This window comes from Blastomonas sp. 34TW (genome assembly GCF_059803595.1).
On sequence record NZ_JAPFGW010000011.1, the window covers coordinates 94,460 to 115,762 of the forward strand.

Genomic DNA, 21,303 nt, shown 5'->3' on the forward strand with positions numbered 1-21,303 from the left:
AAACCGGTGCGGCGAATCCTTCCCGCCCCCCAGGATTTGCGCTTGGCGCACGGGTGCTTAGCCGATAAGGGTTGCGGCCATGAACAAGGCGATCAAACTGGCTCTGGCAAGCGCGGCTGCGCTGACCGTGCTGTCCGGCTGCGCGGGCGGCAAGAACAAGGTCAACACCAACTATATCGCGCGCGATGTCAGCACGCTGTACATGGCGGCCAAGGACCGGCTCGACCGCGGCCAGAACAAGATCGCTGCCGAGCTGTTCGACGAGGTCGAGCGCCAGCACCCCTATTCGCCCTGGGCGCGCCGCGCGCAGCTGATGAGCGCGTTCAGCTATTATCTCGCCAAGGATCACAACAAGTCGATCCAGTCGGCGCAGCGCTTCCTGGCCATCCATCCGGGCAACAAGGACGCGCCCTATGCCTATTATCTGATCTCGCTCAACTATTACGAGCAGATCAGCGACGTGACGCGCGACCAGAAGATCACCCAGCAGGCGCTTGCCGCGCTGGGCGAGGTGATGCGCCGCTATCCCAACACCCGCTATGCCTCCGACGCGCGGCTCAAGGTCGATCTGGTCAACGATCACCTCGCGGGCAAGGAAATGGAGATCGGCCGCTATTACCAGCGCAGCTCCAACTGGCTGGCGGCGACGCTGCGCTTCCGCGAGGTGGTCGACAAGTACCAGACCACCAGCCACACCGCAGAGGCGCTCTATCGCCTGACCGAATGCTATCTGGCGCTCGGCATCCCGGCCGAAGCGAAGAAATCCGCTGCCGTGCTCGGCGCGAACTATCCCGGTTCGGACTGGTACGAGCGCGCCTACAAGCTGACCGAAAAGCACGGCGACCTGATCACCGCGAGCTGATCGCGCCGGTTTTGCGGAAAAAGGCCCCGAAGCGCTGAGCTCCGGGGCCTTATTTCTTACAACTGGCCGAACACCCAGCGCAGCACCGATTTCTGCGCGTGCAGCCGGTTCTCCGCCTCGTCCCAGACCACCGATTGCGGCCCGTCGATGACGCTGGCCGTCACTTCCTCCTCGCGATGCGCGGGCAGGCAGTGCAGGAACAACGCGTCCTTCTTGGCCTTCGCCATCAGCGCATCGTTGACCTGGAACGGCATCATCGCCTTCAGTTTCTCTTCCGCATGCGCCTGGCCCATCGAGATCCAGGTATCGGTGACGATCACGTCCGCGCCGGTGGCGGCCTCGCCCGCATCGCGGTGGAAGCTGATCGTCCCGCCCGCCGCGCGCGCTGCGGCGACGAACGCCGGGTCCGGATCATAGCCGTCGGGGCAGCCGATGCGCACGGTGAACTTCATCAGCCCCGCCGCCTCGACGATCGAGTTGAGCACATTGTTGCCATCGCCCAGCCAGGCCACGACCAGCCCGGGCAGCGCCTTGCGATGCTCGATAATGGTGAGCAGATCCGCGACGATCTGGCACGGATGCGACAGGTCGGTCAGGCCGTTGATGACAGGAACGGTCGCGAAATGGGCCATTTCCTCGATCTTGGCATGGTCGTCGGTGCGGATCATGATGGCATCGCACATGCGCGAGAGCACGCGCGCAGTATCGGCGACGGTCTCGCCGCGGCCCAGCTGGGTGCTGCCCGCATCGAGGATCAGGCTGGTGCCGCCCAGCTGGCGGATCGCCATGTCGAACGACACGCGCGTGCGGGTCGAATTCTTCTCGAACACCATGGCGAGGGTATGGCCTTCGAGCGGGGCATCGGCATCGGCCTTGCCAAGCGGCCAGCCGTGGCGCGCGTCCTTGCGGTCGATCGCATCGTTGAGCATGGCGGCGATGGCATCGTGTCCGGCATCGGACAGGTTCAGGAAATGACGGGTCATGAAATGTCTCCCCCTCCTCTCTCCTTCAGGGGAGAGGATACGGAGCCTTTGCAGCAAAGCTGCTTAGGCGAAGTTGGAGAGGGGAATGCGATATGGCACCCTTGCCCCTCTCCCAACCCTCTCCCCTGAAGGGGAGAGGGCCAGCTTAGCGTCAAGCCGCTTCGGGCAGCGCGAAGTCTCGTGCCCCTGCCGACAGGCGCTCGATGAACTCGTCGACATGCGCCTGTTCGATCACCAGCGGCGGCAGGATGCGCACGACATTCTCGCCCGCTGCGACGGTGAGCAGCCCGTGATGATCGCGCAGATGCGCCACGAACGCGCGGTTCTCGGCGCGGTCCTTGAGTTTCAGGCCGAGCATCAGCCCCATGCCCCGCACCGAATCGAAGATTTCGTCGTGATTGGGGATGAGCTGCTCGAGCGCACCGCGCAGCCGCTCGCTCATCGTGCGGACATGCGCGAGGAACTCGGGATTGTCGACGACGTCGAGCACCGCTTCGCCCGCCGCCATGGCCAGCGGGTTGCCGCCATAGGTCGAACCGTGCGTGCCGACGACCATGCCGCGCGCCGCCTTCTCGGTGGCGAGACATGCACCCATCGGGAAGCCGCCGCCAATGCCCTTGGCGGTCGCCATGATGTCGGGCTCGATACCGTATTGCTCATAGGCATAGAGCGTGCCGGTGCGCGCGACGCCGCACTGCACCTCGTCGAGCACCAGCATCAGGTCGTGCTCGTCGCACAGCGCGCGCAGGCCCTGCATGAACTCCGGCGATGCCGGGCGCACCCCGCCCTCGCCCTGGACCGGCTCGACCAGAAAGCCCGCGACATCGGGGCCGATCGCGGCCTTGGCGCCTTCCAGATCGTCGAAATCGACATAGCGGAAGCCGGGCAGCAGCGGCGCGAAGCCCTTGTGCATCTTCTCCTGGTTCGACGCGCTGATCGTCGCCATGGTGCGGCCGTGGAACGCATTCTTGAACGTCACCAGCACCGTGCGGTTGGCATCGCCGCCTTCGGACTGGTGATAGGCGCGCGCGGTCTTGATCGCGCATTCGACCGCCTCGGCCCCCGAATTGGTGAAGAACACGGTATCGGCAAAGGTCGAATCGACCAGCCGCTGCGCCAGATGCTCGCCCTGCGGGCTGCCGTACAGGTTCGACACGTGAATCAGCGTCTCGGCCTGTTTCTGGATCGCCTGCGTGAGGTGCGGATGGCCATGGCCGAGCAGGTTGACCGCGATGCCGCTGGCAAAGTCCAGATATCGCTCGCCACGCTCTCCGATCAGGTAACAGCCTTCGCCGCGCACCGGGCGCACGGCGCACCGGGGGTAAACGGGCATCAGCGGCGTGATCGTCATGGCAGCCTTGTCCTTCCTTCTTCGCGGGTCCCTAAAAAACAGCACGCGCCTTGCGCATTCCACCGGTGCACGGGGACCACGGCACCAAAAGTAAAAAGGCGACCCCATGAACCAGGGCCGCCAGCGTGCGGGCCCAAGCTATAGCGCCGCAGGGGCCACAGGGTCAATGATCGCTGCACAAAGGGACTGGCGGCGGCGCAATCGGCTTGCTAAGGGCTTGCCCCTTGGCGATGCACCCGTAGCTCAGCTGGATAGAGCGCTGCCCTCCGAAGGCAGAGGTCACAGGTTCGAATCCTGTCGGGTGCGCCAGTTTCTTGCACGCTGCGTTGCCGTATGCGCATATGGTCCTCCGCCGTTTCAACCCCTGGCAGGACCCGCCGACACCGATGACCCCTTCCTCACCACCGGGCGTTCTGCCGTTCAGTCACAGACCGACCACGCGCGAGCGCACCTGGGCGATTGTCGGCGGATCCACCGGCAATCTGGTCGAATGGTACGACTGGTACGCCTATGCGGCGTTCACGCTCTATTTCGCGCCGCATTTCTTTCCCTCGGGCGATGGCACTGCGCAGCTGCTCGGCGCGGCGGCGGTGTTTGCGGTAGGCTTTTTCATGCGCCCCATCGGAGCCTGGGCGATGGGCATCTATGCCGATCGCAAGGGACGCAAGAGCGGGCTGGCGCTGTCGGTCTCGCTGATGTGCGCAGGCTCGCTGCTGATCGCGGTCGCGCCGACCTATGAGACGGCAGGTCTGCTCGCCCCGGCGCTGCTGGTGCTGGCGCGGCTGATGCAGGGGCTGTCGGTCGGCGGCGAATATGGTGCGAGCGCGACCTATCTGTCCGAAATGGCGGGCAAGGGGCGGCGCGGCTTCTTCTCGTCCTTCCAATATGTCACGCTGATCGGCGGGCAGCTGCTGGCGATCGGCGTGCTGCTGGTGCTGCAATCGGTGCTGAGCGAAGCCGCGCTCGATGCCTGGGGCTGGCGCATTCCCTTTGCCATCGGCGCGGCGCTGGCCGTGGTGGTGTTCTGGATCCGGCGCGGGTTGGCCGAGACCGAGAGCTTTGCCAATGCGCAAGGCACCGATGCGCCCAAATCGGGCATGCTCGCATTGTTCCGCCATCACCCGCGCGAGGCGCTGACGGTGATGCTGATGACCGCAGGCGGCACGCTCGCCTTCTATGCCTTCTCGATCTACATGCAGAAATTCCTGGTCAACACCTCGGGCTTCGACCGCGAGACGGCCTCGCGGATCAACGGCGCGAGCCTGTTCGTGTTCATGCTGCTGCAGCCGGTGGCGGGCGCGCTCAGCGACCGGCTGGGGCGCAAGCCGCTGCTGGTCGGCTTCGGCGTGCTGGGCGTGATCTGCACCTATCCGCTGTTCGCCACGCTGGAGACCACGCGCGATCCGCTGACCGCCTTTGCGCTCGTGCTCGGCGGGCTGGTGATCGTCACCGGCTATACCTCGATCAACGCGGTGGTGAAGGCAGAGCTGTTCCCCGCGCATATCCGCGCGCTGGGCGTGGCACTGCCCTATGCGCTCGCCAACACGATCTTCGGCGGCACGGCCGAATATGTCGCCTTGAGCTTCAAGCAGGCCGGCTGGGAGCGCGGCTTCTACTGGTATGTCACCGGCATGATCGCGCTGTCGCTAATCGTGTATATCCGCATGCGCGACACCCGCACCGCCAGCGCGATCCTCGAGGATTGACCGGCAGCGCGGTCGTTGCGCAGAGCAAGCTCCTGAAAAACCATTGCAAAGCTGAGCGCCGCACCAGCTACCGGTTGAGTCGCCAACGTCACATCGCTGTCTCAAATAGGCAACACCACTGAAAAATCTGGCGCCGGCGCATGGCGAGTGTTGTCCTCGCCGCCCGTCTCAGCGAAGGGACGGAGGGACCCGGCGCGATTCCGCCGGTGTTACCCTATCGCCACATCCGTCACTTCGAGGATATTTCCGATGCGTGTCCTGTCCCGCCGCCTGGTTTCGTCGATCGCCCTGTCTGCTGCCGCATTCGGTTGCGCCCTCGCCTCCCCCGCTGTGGCACAGACGGCAGAGGGCGACCAGACCGAGGAAGCCGAGCGCGGCGTCGGCGTCATCGTCGTCACCGCGCAGAAGCGCGAGCAGGACCAGCGCGACGTGCCGCTGTCGATCTCGACGCTGAGCAACGATGCGCTGGCGGCGGTCCAGGCGGGCGGCGGCGACATTCGCGGCCTCGCCGGACGCGTGCCCAATCTCAATATCGAAAGCTCGTTCGGTCGCAGCTTCCCGCGCTTCTACATTCGGGGTCTCGGCAATACCGATTTCGATCTCAACGCCTCGCAGCCGGTCAGCCTGGTCTATGACGATGTCGTGCTGGAAAACCCGATCCTCAAGGGCTTCCCGATCTTCGATCTCGACCGGATCGAGGTGCTGCGCGGGCCGCAGGGCACGCTGTTCGGCCGCAACACGCCCGCGGGCATCGTCAAGTTCGACACCGTCAAACCCGGCACCGATGGTGGCTATGCCAAGGCGAGCTGGGCGCGGTTCAACACCATCCAGCTCGAGGGCGCGGTCGGCGCGAACCTGGGCAATGGTTTCTCATTCCGCGCCTCGGGCTTTTATCAGCACCGCGACCACTGGGTCGACAATATCGACAATGGCGCAGGCGATGACCTGGGCGGCTATGACGATTTTGCCGGTCGCCTGCAGCTGCAGTACGAGGACGGCCCGCTCACCGCGCGGCTGACCGGCCAGATCCGCGTGCTCGATGGCTCTGCCATCCTGTTCCGCGCCAACGTGTTCCAGCGCGGCAGCAACGAGCTGATCGGCCTGGGCGGGCCCGGCACCGAGTTCCGACGCGACCAGATCCGTTCGGACGGGATCAACTTCCAGGAGCTCAACACCTATAATGTCGGCCTGACCGTCGATTATGATTTCGGACCGGCGACGCTGACCTCGGTCACCTCCTACTGGAACGGCAATCTCAAGAGCCGCGGCGATATCGACGGCGGCTTCGGCAATGCCTTCGCGCCCAGCCAGGGCCCCGGCTTCATCCCGTTCTCGGCCCAGACCCGTGACGACGTGCCCAGCCTCGACCAGTATACGCAGGAGGTCCGCCTCGCCTCGAACAACCAGACCGGCCTTGGCTATCAGATCGGCGGCTTCTTCTTCAACGAGCGGCTCAACATCACCACGCTCGATTATGGCGCGCCGGCCGATACCGTCGCAGCTGCTGTCGCGGTGCAGCGCCAGGTGACCAATGCGTTCGGCCTTTTCGGGACCTTGAGCTACACGTTCGACAATGGCCTGATCCTGCAGGCGGGCGCACGCTATAATGACGACGACCGCGACTTTGCCGCCGCGCGCCCGATCGACACGCGCCCCGGTTTCCTGGGCTTTGGCGGGCCGGTTGGCACGTTGCGCACCGAGGCCAAGGCGAACCTGCTGACCTGGGATCTGAGCGCGGTCTATCCGGTGAGCGACGCGGTCAACATCTTCGCTCGCGCCGCGCGCGGCTATCGCGCGCCGTCGATCCAGGGCCGCCTGGCCTTCGGTCGCGCGCTCTCGGTCGCCGATGCCGAACGCACCATGTCGTACGAGACCGGCATCAAGACCGTGCTGTTCGATGGCGCAGCGCGCTTCAACCTGACCGGCTATTATTTCAACACCGAGGACCTGCAGCTGACGGCGGTCGGCGGCGGCGGCAATGTCACCGCGCTGCTCAATGCCGATGATGTCGAAGGCTATGGTTTCGAGGCCGAGCTGGCCGCTCGCCCGACCGATGGCCTCGATCTCAGCATCGGTATCGGCTTCAACGAGAACGAGATCAAGTCACCGGGTCTGGGCGTTGCCGGATGCGGCGCGCCGTGCACCGTGCTCAACGCTCCGATCACAGGCCGTCCGGGCATCTTCTCGATCGACGGCAACCGCCTGCCGCAATCGCCGAAATGGTCGGTCAACTGGACCGCCGGTTACGCGCACCCGGTCGGCAATGGCGAGCTCTATGTCTTCACCGACTGGTATTATCGCTCGCGCATCCAGTTCTTCCTCTACAATTCGGTCGAGTTCAGCGACGACAGCCTGATCGAGGGCGGCCTGCGCTTCGGCTATCGCACCGGCGACGGCAAGTTCGATGTCGCGGCCTTTGCGCGCAACATCACCAACAATGTCTCGGCCACCGGCGGCATCGATTTCAACAACCTGACCGCCTATGTGAACGAGCCGCGCATCTTCGGCATCGAGGTCGGCACGCGCTTCTGATCGGCGGCCAAGGCACGACAGCAACAAAAGGGGGAGCAGCGCGCTGCTCCCCCTTTTTCGTTCTCGTGAACGTCAAGGCGCTGCGCCGCTAGCCCCACCAGCCGAGCAGCGCGCCGATCACCGTCGCGCCGCCAATGGGGGCGATCACTGCTAGCAAAAGGTTGAGGCCGATCGCCTGCATAAGCCGCTTTTCCTGTGCGGCGCTGATGCGGCGCGGTGGCCTTGGCGGTTCCCGCCGTGGCGGATCGAAGGGCGGCCAATCGGGATCGAACGGAACGAACATGGCTGCCCCCTGCCGCTTATTGCTGCTGGCCGAGTTCGCGGTTGAACCACAAGGCGGTCAGCGTCGCCAGCGCGCCCGAGAGCAGATAGCCCCCGGCGGCGAGCAGCCCGTAATTGGCCGAGAGCCACAATGCGACCATCGGCGCGAAGCCCGCGCCGAACAGCCAGGCGAGGTCTGCGGTGAGCGCCGAGCCGGTATAGCGGTGCTTCAGGGGGAAGAACGAGGAGAGCGCCCCCGAGGACTGGCCGAAGGCGAGGCCGAGCAGGATGAACCCGCCGAACATGAACGCCGCCTCGCCCGCGCCGCCGGCATCGAGCAGCTGCGGGGCAAAGCCGCTGAACGCCGCGATCGCGACGGCTGTGGCGGCGAGCAGGGTGCGGCGGCCATAGGCATCGGCGAGCCTGCCCGAAGCGAGGATCGCGAGTACGCCCAGCGCGGCGGCAAAGGCCTCGATCAGCAGGAAGCGCACCGGCGATTCCTCGGTGAACAGGAACACCCAGCTCAAGGGATAGACCGTCACCATATGGAACATGGCAAAGCTGGCGAGCGGAGCGAACGCGCCCAGCACGATGATCTTCCACTCGCTGCGCACGGTGGACAGCACAGGTTCGGGCTGCAGCGTCTGGCTTTCGAAAAGCTCGGTATATTCGGGTGTCACCACGATGCGCAGCCGCGCGAACAGCGCGACGACGTTGATCGCGAACGCCACGAAGAACGGATAGCGCCAGCCCCAGGCGAGGAAATCTTCCGCCGGCAGCGCGGCGATGAGGAACGCGAACAGCAGGCTGGCGACGATCAGCCCGAAAGGCGCGCCCAGCTGCGGGATCATCGCATACCAGCCGCGCTTGTCCCTGGGTGCATTGAGCGCAAGCAGCGAGGCGAGGCCATCCCACGAGCCGCCCAGCGCCACGCCCTGGCCCATGCGGAACAGCGCGAGCAGCAGCGCCGATCCTATGCCGATCGTGGCATGGCCGGGGAGGAAGGCGATGGCAGCGGTCGATCCGCCGAGCAGGAACAGCGCGATCGTCAGCTTGGCCCCGCGGCCATAGGCGCGGTCGACCGCAGTGAAGATCAGCGTTCCCGCAGGCCGCGCGACAAAGGCGAGCGCGAAGATCGCGAACGACCACAATGTGCCTTCGAGCGGATCGAGATAGGGGAAGACCAGCTTGGGGAAGACCAGCACCGAGGCGATGGCGTAGACGAAAAAGTCGAAAAACTCCGACGTGCGGCCGATGACCACGCCAATGGCGATCTCGCCCGGCCCGACCGTATGGCCGTCGTCATTGACCGCGCGCGCATCGCGTTCGGCCTCGGTCGTGGGGACGGTGTTGGCCACCATGGGCAGTTCCTTGGATTCGGGGGCGGATAAATTTCTACACGGGCCTTATGCATCTTTGATCCAGATCAATGCACTTGGACAAAATGTCCTATGTGCGCGCGTGGATCATGGGTCTAATTGGGCGGTCATGCTTGGGACCATGACACGACTCCGACTCCCGGCGGCGCTCGCCGCTTTCTGCCTCCTGCCGCTGCTGGGCGGTTGCAACATGGTCGTGCTCGATCCGGCGGGCGATGTCGCGCAGCAGCAGGGCGATCTCGTCGTCATCTCGACCCTGCTGATGCTGATCATCATCGTACCCGTCATGGCGCTGACCGGATATTTCGCCTGGAAATACCGCGCCGCGAACGAAACCGCGACCTACAAGCCCGATTGGGACCATTCGACTCAGCTCGAGCTCGCCATCTGGGCGATTCCGCTGCTGATCATCATCTGCCTGGGCGCGGTGACCTGGGTCGGCACGCATCTGCTCGACCCCTATCGCCCGCTCGCCCGCACCGCGCCCGGACAGGCGGTGACCGAAAAGGACAAGCCGCTCGAGGTGCAGGCGGTCGCGCTCAACTGGAAGTGGCTGTTCATCTATCCCGAACAGGGCATCGCCACGGTGAACGAGCTCGCGGTGCCCGAAGGCCGTCCGCTCAAGTTCCGCATCTCCTCGTCGTCGGTGATGAACAGCTTCTATGTCCCCGCCATGGCCGGACAGATCTATGCGATGCCCGGCATGGAAACCAAGCTGCACGCGGTGTTCAACGAGACCGGCAATTACGAGGGCTTCTCCGCCAATTATTCGGGCGCAGGCTTTTCAAACATGCGCTTCGCCGCGCGCAGCATGACGCAAAAGGGCTTTGACCAATGGGTGGTCAAGGCGCGTGCCGAAGGCCAGACGCTCGACCGTGCCACCTATCTCAAGCTCGAACGCCCGAGCGAGAAGGAACCGGTGCGCCATTATGCCAGCGTCGAGCGCGACCTGTTCGACCGCATCGTCAACATGTGCGCCGAGCCGGGCAAGATGTGCATGCACGACATGATGGCGATCGATGCGCGCGGCGGCATGGGCCTGGCCGGCCTGCACAATGTGCGCCAGTTGTCCTATGACAAGCATGCCGCGCGCGGCACCGGCGACACCGCAAGCGACCGCTATATTGCCGAGAACTGCACCAATCCCGAACTGCTGAGCGCCAGCCTGACGCGGATGGAAGATCGCGTGATCGATCTTTCCACGCTGACCGGCGCAGGCCTCAAGCGCCCCGGCGGACCGCTGTTCCGCAAGCGCGAAACCTCTTCCCAGTCGCCTGAACTCACCAAGTCGCCTGAGCTGACTCAGGCAGGCACCACGGACCCCGTATCATGAGCACCGACGCCGTTCCCTCCACCTCTGCCGCCGAACCGACGTTCCTGCTGGGCAAGCTCGGCTGGAACTCGCTGCCGCACGACCCGATCGTGCTCAGCACCATGGTCGTCGTCATCATCGGCGGCGTGAGCCTGCTCGCGCTGGTGACGCGCTACAAATTGTGGGGCTATCTGTGGAAGGAGTGGTTCACCACCGTCGACCACAAGAAGATCGGGATCATGTACATGATCCTCGGCCTCGTCATGTTCCTGCGCGGCTTTGCCGATGCGATCATGATGCGCTTGCAGCAGGTGATGGCGTTCGGCGGGTCCGAGGGTTACCTCAACTCGCACCATTACGACCAGATCTTCACCGCGCATGGCGTGATCATGATCTTCTTCGTCGCGATGCCGTTCATCACCGGCCTGATGAACTATGTCGTGCCGCTGCAGATCGGCGCGCGCGACGTGTCCTTCCCCTTCCTCAACAATTTCAGCTTCTGGATGACCACATCGGGCGCGGTGCTGACCATGGCATCGCTGTTCATCGGTGAGTTCGCTGCGACCGGATGGCTCGCCTATCCACCGCTTTCGGGCATCGCCTACAGCCCCAGCGTCGGGGTGGATTATTATATCTGGGCGCTGCAGATCGCCGGGGTCGGCACGACATTGTCGGGCATCAACCTGATCGTCACCATCCTCAAGATGCGCGCGCCAGGCATGGGCCTGATGAAGATGCCGGTATTCACCTGGACCTCGCTGTGCGCCAACATCCTGATCGTCGCATCCTTCCCAGTGCTCACCGCGGTGCTCGCGCTGCTGACGCTCGACCGCTATGTCGGCACCAATTTCTTCACCAACGACTTTGGCGGGTCGTCGATGATGTACGTCAACCTCATCTGGATCTGGGGCCATCCGGAGGTGTACATCCTTATCCTGCCGCTGTTCGGCGTGTTCAGCGAGGTCACCTCGACCTTCTCGGGCAAGAAGCTCTTCGGCTATACCTCGATGGTCTATGCAACGGTGGTGATCACCATCCTGTCCTACGTCGTGTGGCTGCACCATTTCTTCACCATGGGATCGGGCGCGAGCGTCAACAGCTTCTTCGGCATCACCACGATGGTGATCTCGATCCCCACCGGGGCCAAGCTGTTCAACTGGCTGTTCACCATGTATCGCGGGCGCATCCGCTACGAATTGCCGATGATGTGGACGGTGGCGTTCATGCTCACCTTCACCATCGGCGGGATGACCGGCGTGCTGCTCGCGGTGCCGCCTGCCGACTTCGTGCTGCACAACTCGCTGTTCCTGATCGCGCATTTCCATAACGTGATCATCGGCGGCGTGCTGTTCGGCATCTTCGCGGCGATCAACTACTGGTGGCCCAAGGCGTTCGGCTTCAAGCTCGACAAGTTCTGGGGCAAGGTCAGCTTCTGGTGCTGGGTCCCCGGCTTCTGGGTTGCGTTCGCGCCGCTCTACGTGCTCGGCCTGATGGGCGTGACGCGCCGGATGCGGGTGTTCGACGATCCGAGCTTGCAGATCTGGTTCGCCATCGCCGCTGTGGGCGCGTTCATGATCGCCGCTGGCATCGCCGCGATGCTCATCCAGTTCGCAGTCAGCATCTGGAAGCGCGAGGCGCTGGCCGAAACGACGGGCGATCCGTGGAACGGCCGCACGCTCGAATGGGCGACCAGCTCGCCGCCGCCCGATTACAATTTCGCCTTCACCCCGCGCATCCACGCGCTCGATGCCTGGTACGACATGAAGGCAGCGGGCGTCGAGCATCCGGCCGAGGGCTACAAGGACATCCACATGCCGTCGAACACGGGCGCCGGCGTCATCCTCGCAGGCATCAGCACCGTCGCGGGCTTTGCTCTGGTCTGGCATATCTGGTGGTTGGCAGGCCTTGGCATGGTTGCCCTGATCGGAGCGGCGATCGCGCACACGTTCAACTACAAGCGCGACTTCCACATCCCGGCGTCGCAGGTGGCGGCGACCGAAAAGGCGCGCCTCACCCAGTTGCAAGCGGCAGGAGCCTGAGGCCATGAGCAGCATCACCCTTCCGGCTGGTGAGGACAAGCCGGTCTATTACGAGATCGACGAGCATCCGCATCCCGAGGGCCACAGCACCCTGCTGGGCTTCTGGATCTATCTGATGAGCGACTGTCTCATCTTCGCGATCCTGTTTGCCTGTTATGCGGTGCTCGGCGGCAATTTCGCCGCCGGTCCCGGCCCGAAGGACCTGTTCGACCTCAACCTCATCGCGCTCAACACCGCGATGCTGCTGTTCTCGTCGCTGACCTATGGCCTGGTGATGATCGCGATGCAGAACAGGAACCTGCGCCATGTGCAGATGTGGCTCGCGGTCACCGGACTGTTCGGCGCGGCGTTCCTCGCGATCGAGCTGTACGAATTCTCGCACCTCATCCATATCGGCGCGACGCCGCAGCGCAGCGCGTTCCTCTCGGCCTTCTTCACCCTGGTCGGCACGCACGGGCTGCACGTCACCTTCGGGCTGGTCTGGCTGGTGACGCTGATCGTCCAGCTCGGCCGCCATGGTCTCAACCCCGCCAACCAGCGCCGCGTTGCGTGCCTCAGCCTGTTCTGGCACTTTCTCGACGTGATCTGGATCGGCGTGTTCACCTTTGTCTATCTGATGGGAATGCTGTGATGAGCGCCGCCACGACGCACGCCGAACAGGTCGAGCACGACAGCCACGGCATCGAGATCCCGCATGCCTCGTACCGCGACTACACGATCGGCTTCTTGGCTTCGGTCATCCTGACTGCGATCCCGTTCGCTCTGGTAATGACCGGCGCATTGTCGCCTGCGGTGACGGCGGTGACGATCCTCGGTTTTGCCGTCGTCCAGATCGTCGTCCATATGGTCTATTTCCTGCACATGAGCCCCAAGGCCGAGGGCGGCTGGTCGATCACCTCGCTGATCTTCACCATCATCGTCGTCGGCATCATGCTGTCGGGATCGCTCTGGGTGATGAGCAATCTCAACACCAACATGATGCCGCAGGCGCATGAAGAGATGAGCCAGATCCCGTGACCCAGTCCCGGCCAGCCGCGCGGGTCGTGCTGGTCGTCTCGCTGCTTGCCCTGGCGCTGGCGGGCTTCGGCCTTGCCGCCTGGCAGGTGCAGCGCCGCGCCTGGAAGCATGCGCTGATCGAGGCGGTCGACAGCCGCAGCACCGCCGCGCCGGTCGCCGCGCCGGGACCGGACCAATGGCCGCGTATCCGCCAAGAGCGCGACGCCTATCGGCGGGTCACCTTTGCGGGGCGCTTTGCGCATGATCGCGAGACGCTGGTCCAGGCGGTGACCGCGCGCGGCGGCGGATACTGGGTGCTGACGCCGCTGGTGGGGAAACGCTTCACCGTGCTGGTCAATCGCGGCTTCTTACCCCCCGACCGGCGCGACCCGGCCACGCGCGCGGCGGGCAATCCGGCAGGCATGGTGCGCGTCACCGGGCTGCTGCGCATTACCGAACCGGGCGGCGGTTTCCTGCGCTCGAACGAGGCGCAGGCCGATCGCTGGTATTCGCGCGATGTCGCCGCGATCGCCGCCGCACGTGGGCTGACCCGCACCGCACCCTATTTCATCGATGCCGATGCCGCGCCCAATCCGGGCGGCTATCCGGTCGGCGGCCTCACCGTCATCCGCTTCAGCGACAACCATGCCGTGTATGCCTTCACCTGGCTCGCGCTCGCGCTCGGGTGCCTGTTCGGCGCAAAGCTGGTATGGCAGCGGCGATGATCGCCACGCCCGCCCCCCAGATTACCGATGCCGTGCGGCGCAACATGGCGCTGCTCATTCAGCTGCGCTGGCTCGCGGTCGGGGGCCAGCTGCTGACCATCCTCATCGTGCACGGGCCGATGGGCATCGGGCTGCCGCTCGCCCCGCTGCTCGCCGCGATCAGCCTGCTCGTGTTCATCAACATCGTCACGCTGTACATGCTGCACCGGTTCGATGCGGGGCTCGAATATGCGCTGTTCACTGCGCTGATGTTCGATATCGCGGCGCTCACCTGGCAGCTGCATTTCACCGGCGGGCTCGCCAATCCATTCGCGGCCCTGTTTCTGCTGCAGGTGGTTATCGGCGCGATGGTGCTGCGCCCCGCAGCATCCTGGGCGATGGTCGCGGCATCCTTAGGCGCACTGGCGGTGCTGGCGATTGATCCCGTCCCGCTCGCCCTGCCGCCCGAGCTGCAGGACGAGGAATTCAGCCTGTATCTGCAGGGCAGCTTCGTCTGTTTCGGGCTGATCGCGGTGCTGCTGGTCGCCTTCGTCACCCGCATCGCGCGCAACCTGCGCGAACGCGACGCCGCGCTCGCCGCGATCCGCCAGCGCGCGGCGGAAGAGGACCATATCGTGCGCATGGGCCTGCTCGCCTCGGGCGCGGCGCATGAGCTGGGCACCCCGCTTGCGACGCTCTCGGTGCTCGTCAACGACTTTCGCGCGATGCCCGAACTGAACGCGGTCGCGGACCTGTCCGCCGATCTCGACGACATGGAAAATGCGGTGCAGCGCTGCAAGACGATCGTCAGCGGCATCCTGATGTCCGCAGGCGAGGCGCGCGGCGAGGCGACCGAGCGCACCACGGTGCGCGCCTTCCTGCGCGATATCGTCGACGAATGGCGCGTGACGCGCGGGCTCGATGCGCTCGAATATCACGACCGGTTCGGCACCGATGTCGCCATCGTCTCGGACCCTGCGCTGCGTCAGGTCATCGGCAATGTCATCGACAATGCGGTCGAGGTCTCGCCGCAATGGGTCGGCATCCGCGCCGTGCGCCAGGGCGAGGCGCTCGAACTGACCGTGACCGACAAGGGCCCGGGCTTTGCGCAGGAGATTCTCGATGGCCTGGGCAAGCCGTACCGATCGACCAAGGGCAAGCCCGGCGGCGGCCTGGGGCTGTTCCTGCTCGTCAACGTGATGCGCAAGCTGGGCGGAGAGGTGCGTGCGGGCAATCGCGAGCAGGGCGGCGCCGAAGTTACCATATGGTTGCCACTGGAAGCCATCGCCTATCCGGCAGGAGCGCGGACATGACCGAGACCCGTCAGTTGCTGATCGTCGAAGATGACGAAACCTTTGCGCGCACCCTCAGGCGATCGTTCGAGCGGCGCGGCTATGCGGTCGAAAGCGCCTCGGGCCATGACGGGCTGGTCGCGCTGCTCGACAGCGGCCTGGTGCCGTCTCATGCGGTGATCGACCTGAAGCTCGCAGGCTCGGTCTCCGGCCTCACCTGCGTCCAGGCCGTCCGCGCCGCCGCTCCGGACGCGAAGATCGTCGTGCTCACCGGCTTTGCCAGCATCGCCACCGCCGTCGAGGCGATCAAGCTCGGCGCGGACCATTATCTTGCCAAGCCGGCGAACACCGACGATATCGAGGCCGCCTTCGCCCGCACCGAGGGCGATGCCGACACCGCGCTCGACACGCGCCAGTCCTCGATCAAGACGGTGGAATGGGAGCATATCCACCAGACTCTGGTCGATACCGGCTTCAACGTGTCGGAAACCGCCCGTCGGCTGGGGATGCACCGGCGGACATTGGCGCGAAAGCTGGAGAAACGGCAGGTGCGGTGAGGGGTGGCTTGCGGGATCATGGGAATTGGTTTGCCTCACGTACCCACCTCCGCTCAGCCTGAGCTTGTCGAAGGCCCCGCGATACGGCCAGCGTGGGCGCGGGTCCTTCGACGACGCGGGCTGAAGCCCGCTGCTCAGGATGAGCGGAGGTGGGAGCAGGGTAAAGCCCCTGCAGCGCTAACCGCAAATCTCCTCAAGGCCGCGCGCAGCTATCCAGGCCGTCGCGCTGGACGATGCGGATGCGGCGCGCGATATTGTTGCCATAGCGGCGCACGAAGCCGCTGGGGTTCTTGACCGAACGCTTCTTGGGCAAGGGCAGCGCGGCGGCCATGCGCGCGGCCTGGTCGCGGGTGAGCGAGGCTGCGCCCTTGCCGAAATAGCGCTGCGATCCTGCCTCGACGCCATAGGTGCCGATGCCGGTCTCGGCGACGTTCAAGTACACTTCCATGATCCGGCGCTTGCCCCAGATGCCCTCGATCAGCACGGTGAACCAGGCTTCCAGACCTTTTCGGAAGAAGCCGCCATTCTGCCAGAGGAACACGTTCTTCGCGGTCTGCTGGCTGATCGTCGATCCGCCGCGGATGCGCCCTCCTTCCATGTTGCGCCGCATCGCCTGCTCGATCGCCTCGGTATCGAAGCCGTTATGCGTGCAGAACTTGCCGTCCTCCGCGGCTATGGCGGCGGAGACCATGTTGCGGTCGATCCGGTCGAGCGGTGTCCAGTCGCGCGTCGCGCCATTGGCATCGCTCAGCATCGTGATCGTCGTCGGCGGTGGCACGAAGCGATAGATGACGACCATCAGCAGCGATAGCGCCACAAAGCCGAAGACCAGCTTGAAAACCAGTGCGATCAGGCGAGCGATCATGCCGCGTTTGCGCGCTGCTGCCACCAGTGCCTCAACGCTTGTCGCGCCAGGTGACGGTGTCGCCCGGCTTGATTCCGAGTTCGGCCGCACGGCCAGCAGCGATCTCGAGCACTGCAGCGACCGGTTCGCCCGAACTGATCGGGTCGAGCGAATAGGGCACCGCATTGGCGGCGATGCTCTCGACGGTGCCATCGGTGCGGATGAACAGCAGGTCGAGCGAGATGACCGTGTTCTTCATCCAGAAGCTCGCGGGCTTCGGCGTCGGGAAGGGAAAGAGCATGCCCGCATCGGGGGCCAGCTCGGTGCGGAACATCAGCCCCTGCGCCTGTTCCTGCGAGCTGCGCGCCATCTCGACGGTGAACTTGTGCGTCTTGGCGCCGCTCCTGATCGTCAGCGGCACCAGATCGAGCCCAGCGGGCGAAACGGCAGGGGTTGCCGCTGCCGGACGCTGCGCCACGGCATCGCTGGGGGCAGAGGCATTGCACGCCACCAAGGCCAGCGTCGCCAGCATCGCCCCGCAGAATCTCTTCACCATTGGTCTCTCCCGAATTGCTCGTCCAGCCCCGCTATCTCCTCCATGCTATCGGCGAAAACAAGAGCCCGGGCGAGAGCAAAATCATGGCCTGCGCGGATAAAGGCCTGCAATTGCTTGCGCCTGCGGTCGGGATCGGCGGGGGCGGGCGCGAACGGGCCGATGCGCTTGCGCCGGGCAAAGGCCATCGCGGCGTTCAGCGCCTGATCGCTCGCGGTCTCGCGGACCTCGCCGCGCTCGGCCTCGCCGACGCCCGCTGCGACCAGCGCCTGCTCGACCCGGCGGGCGCCATAGCCTCGCCTGAGCAGCGCGCCGCCCTTCATCGCGGCGAACGCGGCATCATCGACATAGCCCAGCTCCACGCAGCGATCGGCGAGCTGGTCGTAATCGGGCGCGCGCTCTTCCGCCCAGCCGCGTTCGCGCACCTTGCGCTGCATGTACTGGATCAGGCGCGCGCGCGTCGTCGCAAACCGTCCGAGATAATGCAGCGCCAGATCCTTCAGCGCGCGCTCGTCGAGCGGCTTTGGCGGGCGCTTTTCACGCTTGCGTCGATCATCGGGAGCGGTCATGCGCCATTTTTGTGCCACAGTCGGGTCGAATTTAGAACGCTTGTCATCGGCTAGAGGCGAGATGGGGCATTCTGGGATGAAGCGGGCGCTGCCCGAACCATTCATCTCTGGGCCATGACGGCATGGGCAGACGCTAGCGGGTCTTGTCCATGTGGGCGTGACAGACCGGGCCACCGGCGCGCGCAAAGGAAAGCAACGGGTTAATACGCATGACGCAATTGCAGCCGACTCCCACCGCCGATGCGCTGCCGCGCCGGTTCGCCGATTTCGCGACGCTGGGCGATGCACTCGACTACGCGGCACAGGGCGTGCGCGGGTTCAACTTCCACGATCCGCGCGGCACATTGGTGCGCCCTTATCCCTATAGCGAGCTGCGCAGCGATGCGCTCGAGCATGCCCGGCGGCTGATCGCGCGCGGCGTCAAGCCCGAGGACCGGATCGCCATCGTCGCCGAAACCGGCGCGGAATTCGCCTCGCTGTTCTTCGGCGCGGTCTATGCCGGGGCCTGGCCTGTGCCGCTTCCCCTGCCCACCAGCTTCGGCGGCAAGGAAAGCTATGTCGAGCAATTGAGCGTCCAGCTGCGCTCGAGCGACCCCAAATTCCTGTTCTACCCCGCAGAACTCGCCGAAATGGGCGGCGAGGCGGCCAAGCGTTGCGGCGTCGAGGGGATCGATTGGGAGAGCTTCGCTGCCGAAGCTGCACCCGAAGCCGAGCTGCCCGCTGCGAGCCCCGAGGATATCTGCTATCTGCAATATTCGAGCGGATCGACCCGCTTCCCGCATGGCGTCGCGGTCACGCACGCCGCGCTGCTGAGCAATCTCGCCGCGCATTCGCACGGCATGCATGTGTGCGAGACCGACCGCTGCATCTCGTGGCTGCCCTGGTATCACGACATGGGCCTGGTCGGCTGCATGCTGTCGATGGTCGCGAATCAGGTGTCGACCGATTATCTCAAGACCGAGGATTTCGCGCGGCGTCCGCTCGCCTGGCTTGACCTGATCAGCCGCAATCCCGGCACCTCGTGCAGCTATTCGCCGACCTTCGGCTATGACATCTGCGCGCGCCGCATCGGCAGCCAGTCGCGCGTCGAGGAACGCTTCGACCTGTCGCGCTGGCGGCTCGCGGGCAATGGCGCGGACATGATTCGCCCTGACGTGATGCAGGCCTTTGTGAATGCGTTCGCACCGGCGGGCTTCAAGGCGAGCGCCTTCCTGCCCAGCTATGGCCTCGCCGAAGCGACGCTCGCCGTCACGCTGATGCCGCCGGGCGAGGGCATTGTCGTCGATCTGGTCGAGGAACAGCGCCTGTCGGGCGCGCCGGTCGATCCGTCCAAGCCCAAGCGCTACCGCTCGATCGTCAATTGCGGCAAGGCCTGCCGTGACATGAGCATCGAGATCCGCGACGCCGACGGCACGGTTCTGCCCGACCGCGAGATCGGCAAGGTCTGGACCGCAGGCCCGTCGATCATGCACAGCTATTTCCGCGATCCCGAAGCGACCGAGGCGTGCCTGGTCGATGGCTGGCTCGATACCGGCGACATGGGTTATATGGTCGATGGCTATCTCTATATCGTCGGCCGCGCCAAGGACATGATCATCATCAACGGCAAGAACCACTGGCCGCAGGATATAGAATGGGCAGTCGAACAGCTGCCCGGTTTCAAGTCCGGCGACATTGCCGCCTTTTCGATCACCACGCCTGCGGGCGAAGAGGCCCCGGCGGTGCTGGTCCAGTGCCGCACCACCGACGAGGCCGAACGCCGCCGCCTGCGCGACGAGATTCGCGAAAAGGTCCGCTCGATCACTGGCATGAACTGCGTGATCGAACTGGTGCCGCCGCGCACGCTGCCGCGCACCTCGTCGGGCAAATTGAGCCGCGCCAAGGCACGCAACCTGTATCTGTCGGGCGAGATCCAGCCTTACGAACTGGCGGCTTGAGCCGAAAACACCGCGCTGGGTGTTTCATTTTGAAACACCGGCTTTTGCCGATCGATCCCTAGCGAAGCAAGACCGGGCCGATGCCCGGCATGGCTGCATTGCGCTTGCATTCCCCGGCTGTATTGTTATCTTAACACAGTAACACTTATCACTTGCCCTTGGGGGCAAGTCGCCTCATTTTGAGGGTCGGGCCGAAACGGGAGCTGGAAAAGCCATGGCAACGCAAACTGCGATTGCGGACAAGAAACTGACGCTGGAGGCACCCGAGCCGGTGCCGATCGTCACCGCAGCCGAGGCGACGGGGCTCGTTCCGGTGTCCGAAGAGGTGCGCTCGAAGCTCGATGAGAAGGTCGACGGCTTCATCAGCGATCTCGTCGCGCAGGACGTCAACTCGCCCGAATTCGGCAAGCGCGTCGACCAGATCACCAATATGGGCCGCAAGGAAATCACCGATGCGGCGGGCCAGTCGAACCGCTTTCTCGACCGCCCCGTGCGCGCGATGGACAACGACAATTCGGTCGGCGCGAACCTGGCCCAGTTGCGTCGCACGGTCGAGGATCTCGACCCCGGCAAGAAGGGCGACCTGTTCACCCGCAAGAAGATTTTCGGCATCATCCCCTTCGGCAACAAGATGCGCGACTATTTCGACAGCTACAAGTCGAGCCAGGGACACATCCAGTCGATCCTCGCCAGTCTGCAGAGCGGCAAGGACGAGTTGCTGATGGACAATGCCGCGATCGATGTGGAGCGGCAGAATCTGTGGGCCGCCATGGGCAAGCTCGAGCAGATGATCCATGTGTCGAAGACGCTCGACGCGCGGCTCGAGGCCAAGGCGGCGGAACTGGAGATGACCGACCCGGCCAAGGCCAAGGCGATCAAGGAAACCGCGCTCTTCTATGTCCGCCAGCGCACGCAGGACCTGCTGACGCAGATGGCGGTGACGGTGCAGGGCTATCTCGCGCTCGACCTCGTCAAGAAGAACAATGTCGAACTGGTCAAGGGCGTGGATCGTGCCAGCACCACAACGGTCGCCGCGCTTCGCACCGCGGTGACCGTCGCGCAGGCTTTGGTCGGGCAGAAGCTGGTGCTCGATCAGATTACCGCGCTCAACACCACCACCGCGAACATCATCGATTCGACCGGCACGATGCTCAAGGACCAGACCGCCAAAATCCACGAACAGGCGGCATCGGCGACCATCCCGGTCGAAACGCTGCAGCGCGCCTTCCAGAACATCTACGACACGATGGACAATATCGACACGTTCAAGGTCAAGGCCTTGGACAGCATGAAGACTACGGTCGACACGCTGAGCAAGGAAGTCGAGAAATCCAAGGGCTATATCGCGCGCGCCGAAGGTGCATCGCAGGGCGGTGGCGGCACGACGTCCGGCCCCTCGCTGCTGAGCTCGCTGGAGGCTTGAGCC

Annotated in this window: 19 protein-coding genes and 1 tRNA gene; 13 read left to right on the top strand and 7 right to left on the bottom strand. The window is 64.7% G+C overall.

Annotation, left to right across the window (positions count from 1 at the left end; all coding sequences use genetic code 11):
• Window positions 1-79 precede the first annotated feature (79 nt).
• Entirely contained in the window at window positions 80-862 is a 783-nt protein-coding gene (locus tag OPU69_RS14715) for an outer membrane protein assembly factor BamD (protein ID WP_273301390.1), read from the top strand.
• 56 nt (window positions 863-918) lie between these two features.
• Here the strand turns inward: OPU69_RS14715 and argF are convergent, their stop codons facing one another.
• Both argF and OPU69_RS14725 read right to left on the bottom strand, forming a co-directional pair.
• Complete coding sequence (gene argF, locus OPU69_RS14720) at window positions 919-1,845, bottom strand: ornithine carbamoyltransferase (RefSeq protein WP_498512021.1); 927 nt, start codon at window positions 1,843-1,845, stop codon at window positions 919-921.
• A 151-nt stretch (window positions 1,846-1,996) separates the two neighbouring features.
• On the bottom strand, window positions 1,997-3,196 hold the full coding sequence (locus OPU69_RS14725; protein ID WP_137775789.1) for an aspartate aminotransferase family protein: 1,200 nt from the start codon (window positions 3,194-3,196) through the stop codon (window positions 1,997-1,999).
• Window positions 3,197-3,428: 232 nt separating this feature from the next.
• Between OPU69_RS14725 and OPU69_RS14730 the strand changes: the two genes are divergently transcribed.
• The 3 genes from OPU69_RS14730 (at window position 3,429) to OPU69_RS14740 (ending at window position 7,434) form a co-directional block, all read left to right on the top strand.
• Window positions 3,429-3,505, top strand: a tRNA-Arg gene (locus OPU69_RS14730).
• A 77-nt stretch (window positions 3,506-3,582) separates the two neighbouring features.
• On the top strand, window positions 3,583-4,902 hold the full coding sequence (locus OPU69_RS14735) for an MFS transporter (RefSeq protein ID WP_060978411.1): 1,320 nt from the start codon (window positions 3,583-3,585) through the stop codon (window positions 4,900-4,902).
• Window positions 4,903-5,151: 249 nt separating this feature from the next.
• The gene (locus OPU69_RS14740; protein WP_498512023.1) at window positions 5,152-7,434 is read left to right on the top strand and encodes a TonB-dependent receptor; all 2,283 of its coding nucleotides are present in this window, start codon (window positions 5,152-5,154) and stop codon (window positions 7,432-7,434) included.
• An 88-nt stretch (window positions 7,435-7,522) separates the two neighbouring features.
• Here the strand turns inward: OPU69_RS14740 and OPU69_RS14745 are convergent, their stop codons facing one another.
• Window positions 7,523-7,717, bottom strand: coding sequence for a hypothetical protein (locus OPU69_RS14745; RefSeq protein WP_060978406.1), 195 nt, complete (start codon window positions 7,715-7,717; stop codon window positions 7,523-7,525).
• A gap of 16 nt (window positions 7,718-7,733) precedes the next feature.
• The gene (locus OPU69_RS14750; protein WP_099046506.1) at window positions 7,734-9,056 is read right to left on the bottom strand and encodes an MFS transporter; all 1,323 of its coding nucleotides are present in this window, start codon (window positions 9,054-9,056) and stop codon (window positions 7,734-7,736) included.
• Between the two features lie 139 nt (window positions 9,057-9,195).
• Here OPU69_RS14750 and cyoA point away from each other — a divergent pair, with 139 nt between their 5' ends.
• Genes cyoA through OPU69_RS14785 form a run of 7 tightly spaced genes read left to right on the top strand, consistent with a single transcriptional unit; the run spans window position 9,196 to window position 15,974 of the window.
• Window positions 9,196-10,407: a ubiquinol oxidase subunit II gene (gene cyoA, locus OPU69_RS14755; protein WP_498512026.1), complete on the top strand. Its 1,212-nt coding sequence runs from the start codon at window positions 9,196-9,198 to the stop codon at window positions 10,405-10,407.
• Window positions 10,404-12,425: a cytochrome o ubiquinol oxidase subunit I gene (gene cyoB / locus OPU69_RS14760; protein ID WP_060978404.1), complete on the top strand. Its 2,022-nt coding sequence runs from the start codon at window positions 10,404-10,406 to the stop codon at window positions 12,423-12,425. The genes cyoA and cyoB overlap by 4 nt, the downstream gene beginning before the upstream one ends.
• A gap of 4 nt (window positions 12,426-12,429) precedes the next feature.
• Window positions 12,430-13,056, top strand: a complete 627-nt coding sequence (cyoC, locus tag OPU69_RS14765) for a cytochrome o ubiquinol oxidase subunit III (protein WP_498512029.1) — start codon at window positions 12,430-12,432, stop codon at window positions 13,054-13,056.
• Complete coding sequence (gene cyoD, locus OPU69_RS14770; protein WP_498512031.1) at window positions 13,056-13,442, top strand: cytochrome o ubiquinol oxidase subunit IV; 387 nt, start codon at window positions 13,056-13,058, stop codon at window positions 13,440-13,442. The genes cyoC and cyoD overlap by 1 nt, the downstream gene beginning before the upstream one ends.
• Entirely contained in the window at window positions 13,439-14,146 is a 708-nt protein-coding gene (locus tag OPU69_RS14775; RefSeq protein ID WP_498512033.1) for an SURF1 family protein, read from the top strand. Before cyoD ends, OPU69_RS14775 begins: the two co-directional genes overlap by 4 nt.
• Window positions 14,143-15,438, top strand: coding sequence for an ATP-binding protein (locus OPU69_RS14780; RefSeq protein ID WP_498512035.1), 1,296 nt, complete (start codon window positions 14,143-14,145; stop codon window positions 15,436-15,438). Before OPU69_RS14775 ends, OPU69_RS14780 begins: the two co-directional genes overlap by 4 nt.
• The gene (locus tag OPU69_RS14785) at window positions 15,435-15,974 is read left to right on the top strand and encodes a response regulator transcription factor (protein ID WP_498512037.1); all 540 of its coding nucleotides are present in this window, start codon (window positions 15,435-15,437) and stop codon (window positions 15,972-15,974) included. The genes OPU69_RS14780 and OPU69_RS14785 overlap by 4 nt, the downstream gene beginning before the upstream one ends.
• A gap of 193 nt (window positions 15,975-16,167) precedes the next feature.
• Here the strand turns inward: OPU69_RS14785 and mtgA are convergent, their stop codons facing one another.
• From mtgA to OPU69_RS14800, 3 genes are read right to left on the bottom strand one after another with little or no spacing between them, the layout of a single operon-like run.
• Window positions 16,168-16,839 (bottom strand): monofunctional biosynthetic peptidoglycan transglycosylase, encoded by a 672-nt coding sequence (mtgA, locus tag OPU69_RS14790; RefSeq protein WP_498512039.1) that lies wholly within the window; start codon window positions 16,837-16,839, stop codon window positions 16,168-16,170.
• A 31-nt stretch (window positions 16,840-16,870) separates the two neighbouring features.
• On the bottom strand, window positions 16,871-17,374 hold the full coding sequence (locus OPU69_RS14795; protein ID WP_060978398.1) for a DUF192 domain-containing protein: 504 nt from the start codon (window positions 17,372-17,374) through the stop codon (window positions 16,871-16,873).
• A complete protein-coding gene (locus OPU69_RS14800) occupies window positions 17,368-17,940 on the bottom strand; it encodes a regulatory protein RecX (RefSeq protein WP_060978397.1) in 573 nt (190 codons plus the stop codon). Before OPU69_RS14800 ends, OPU69_RS14795 begins: the two co-directional genes overlap by 7 nt.
• A 209-nt stretch (window positions 17,941-18,149) precedes the next feature.
• Here OPU69_RS14800 and OPU69_RS14805 point away from each other — a divergent pair, with 209 nt between their 5' ends.
• The gene (locus OPU69_RS14805) at window positions 18,150-19,877 is read left to right on the top strand and encodes a fatty acyl-AMP ligase (RefSeq protein ID WP_498512042.1); all 1,728 of its coding nucleotides are present in this window, start codon (window positions 18,150-18,152) and stop codon (window positions 19,875-19,877) included.
• 214 nt (window positions 19,878-20,091) lie between these two features.
• Window positions 20,092-21,300 (top strand): toxic anion resistance protein, encoded by a 1,209-nt coding sequence (locus OPU69_RS14810; RefSeq protein ID WP_273301365.1) that lies wholly within the window; start codon window positions 20,092-20,094, stop codon window positions 21,298-21,300.
• Window positions 21,301-21,303: the final 3 nt, after the last annotated feature.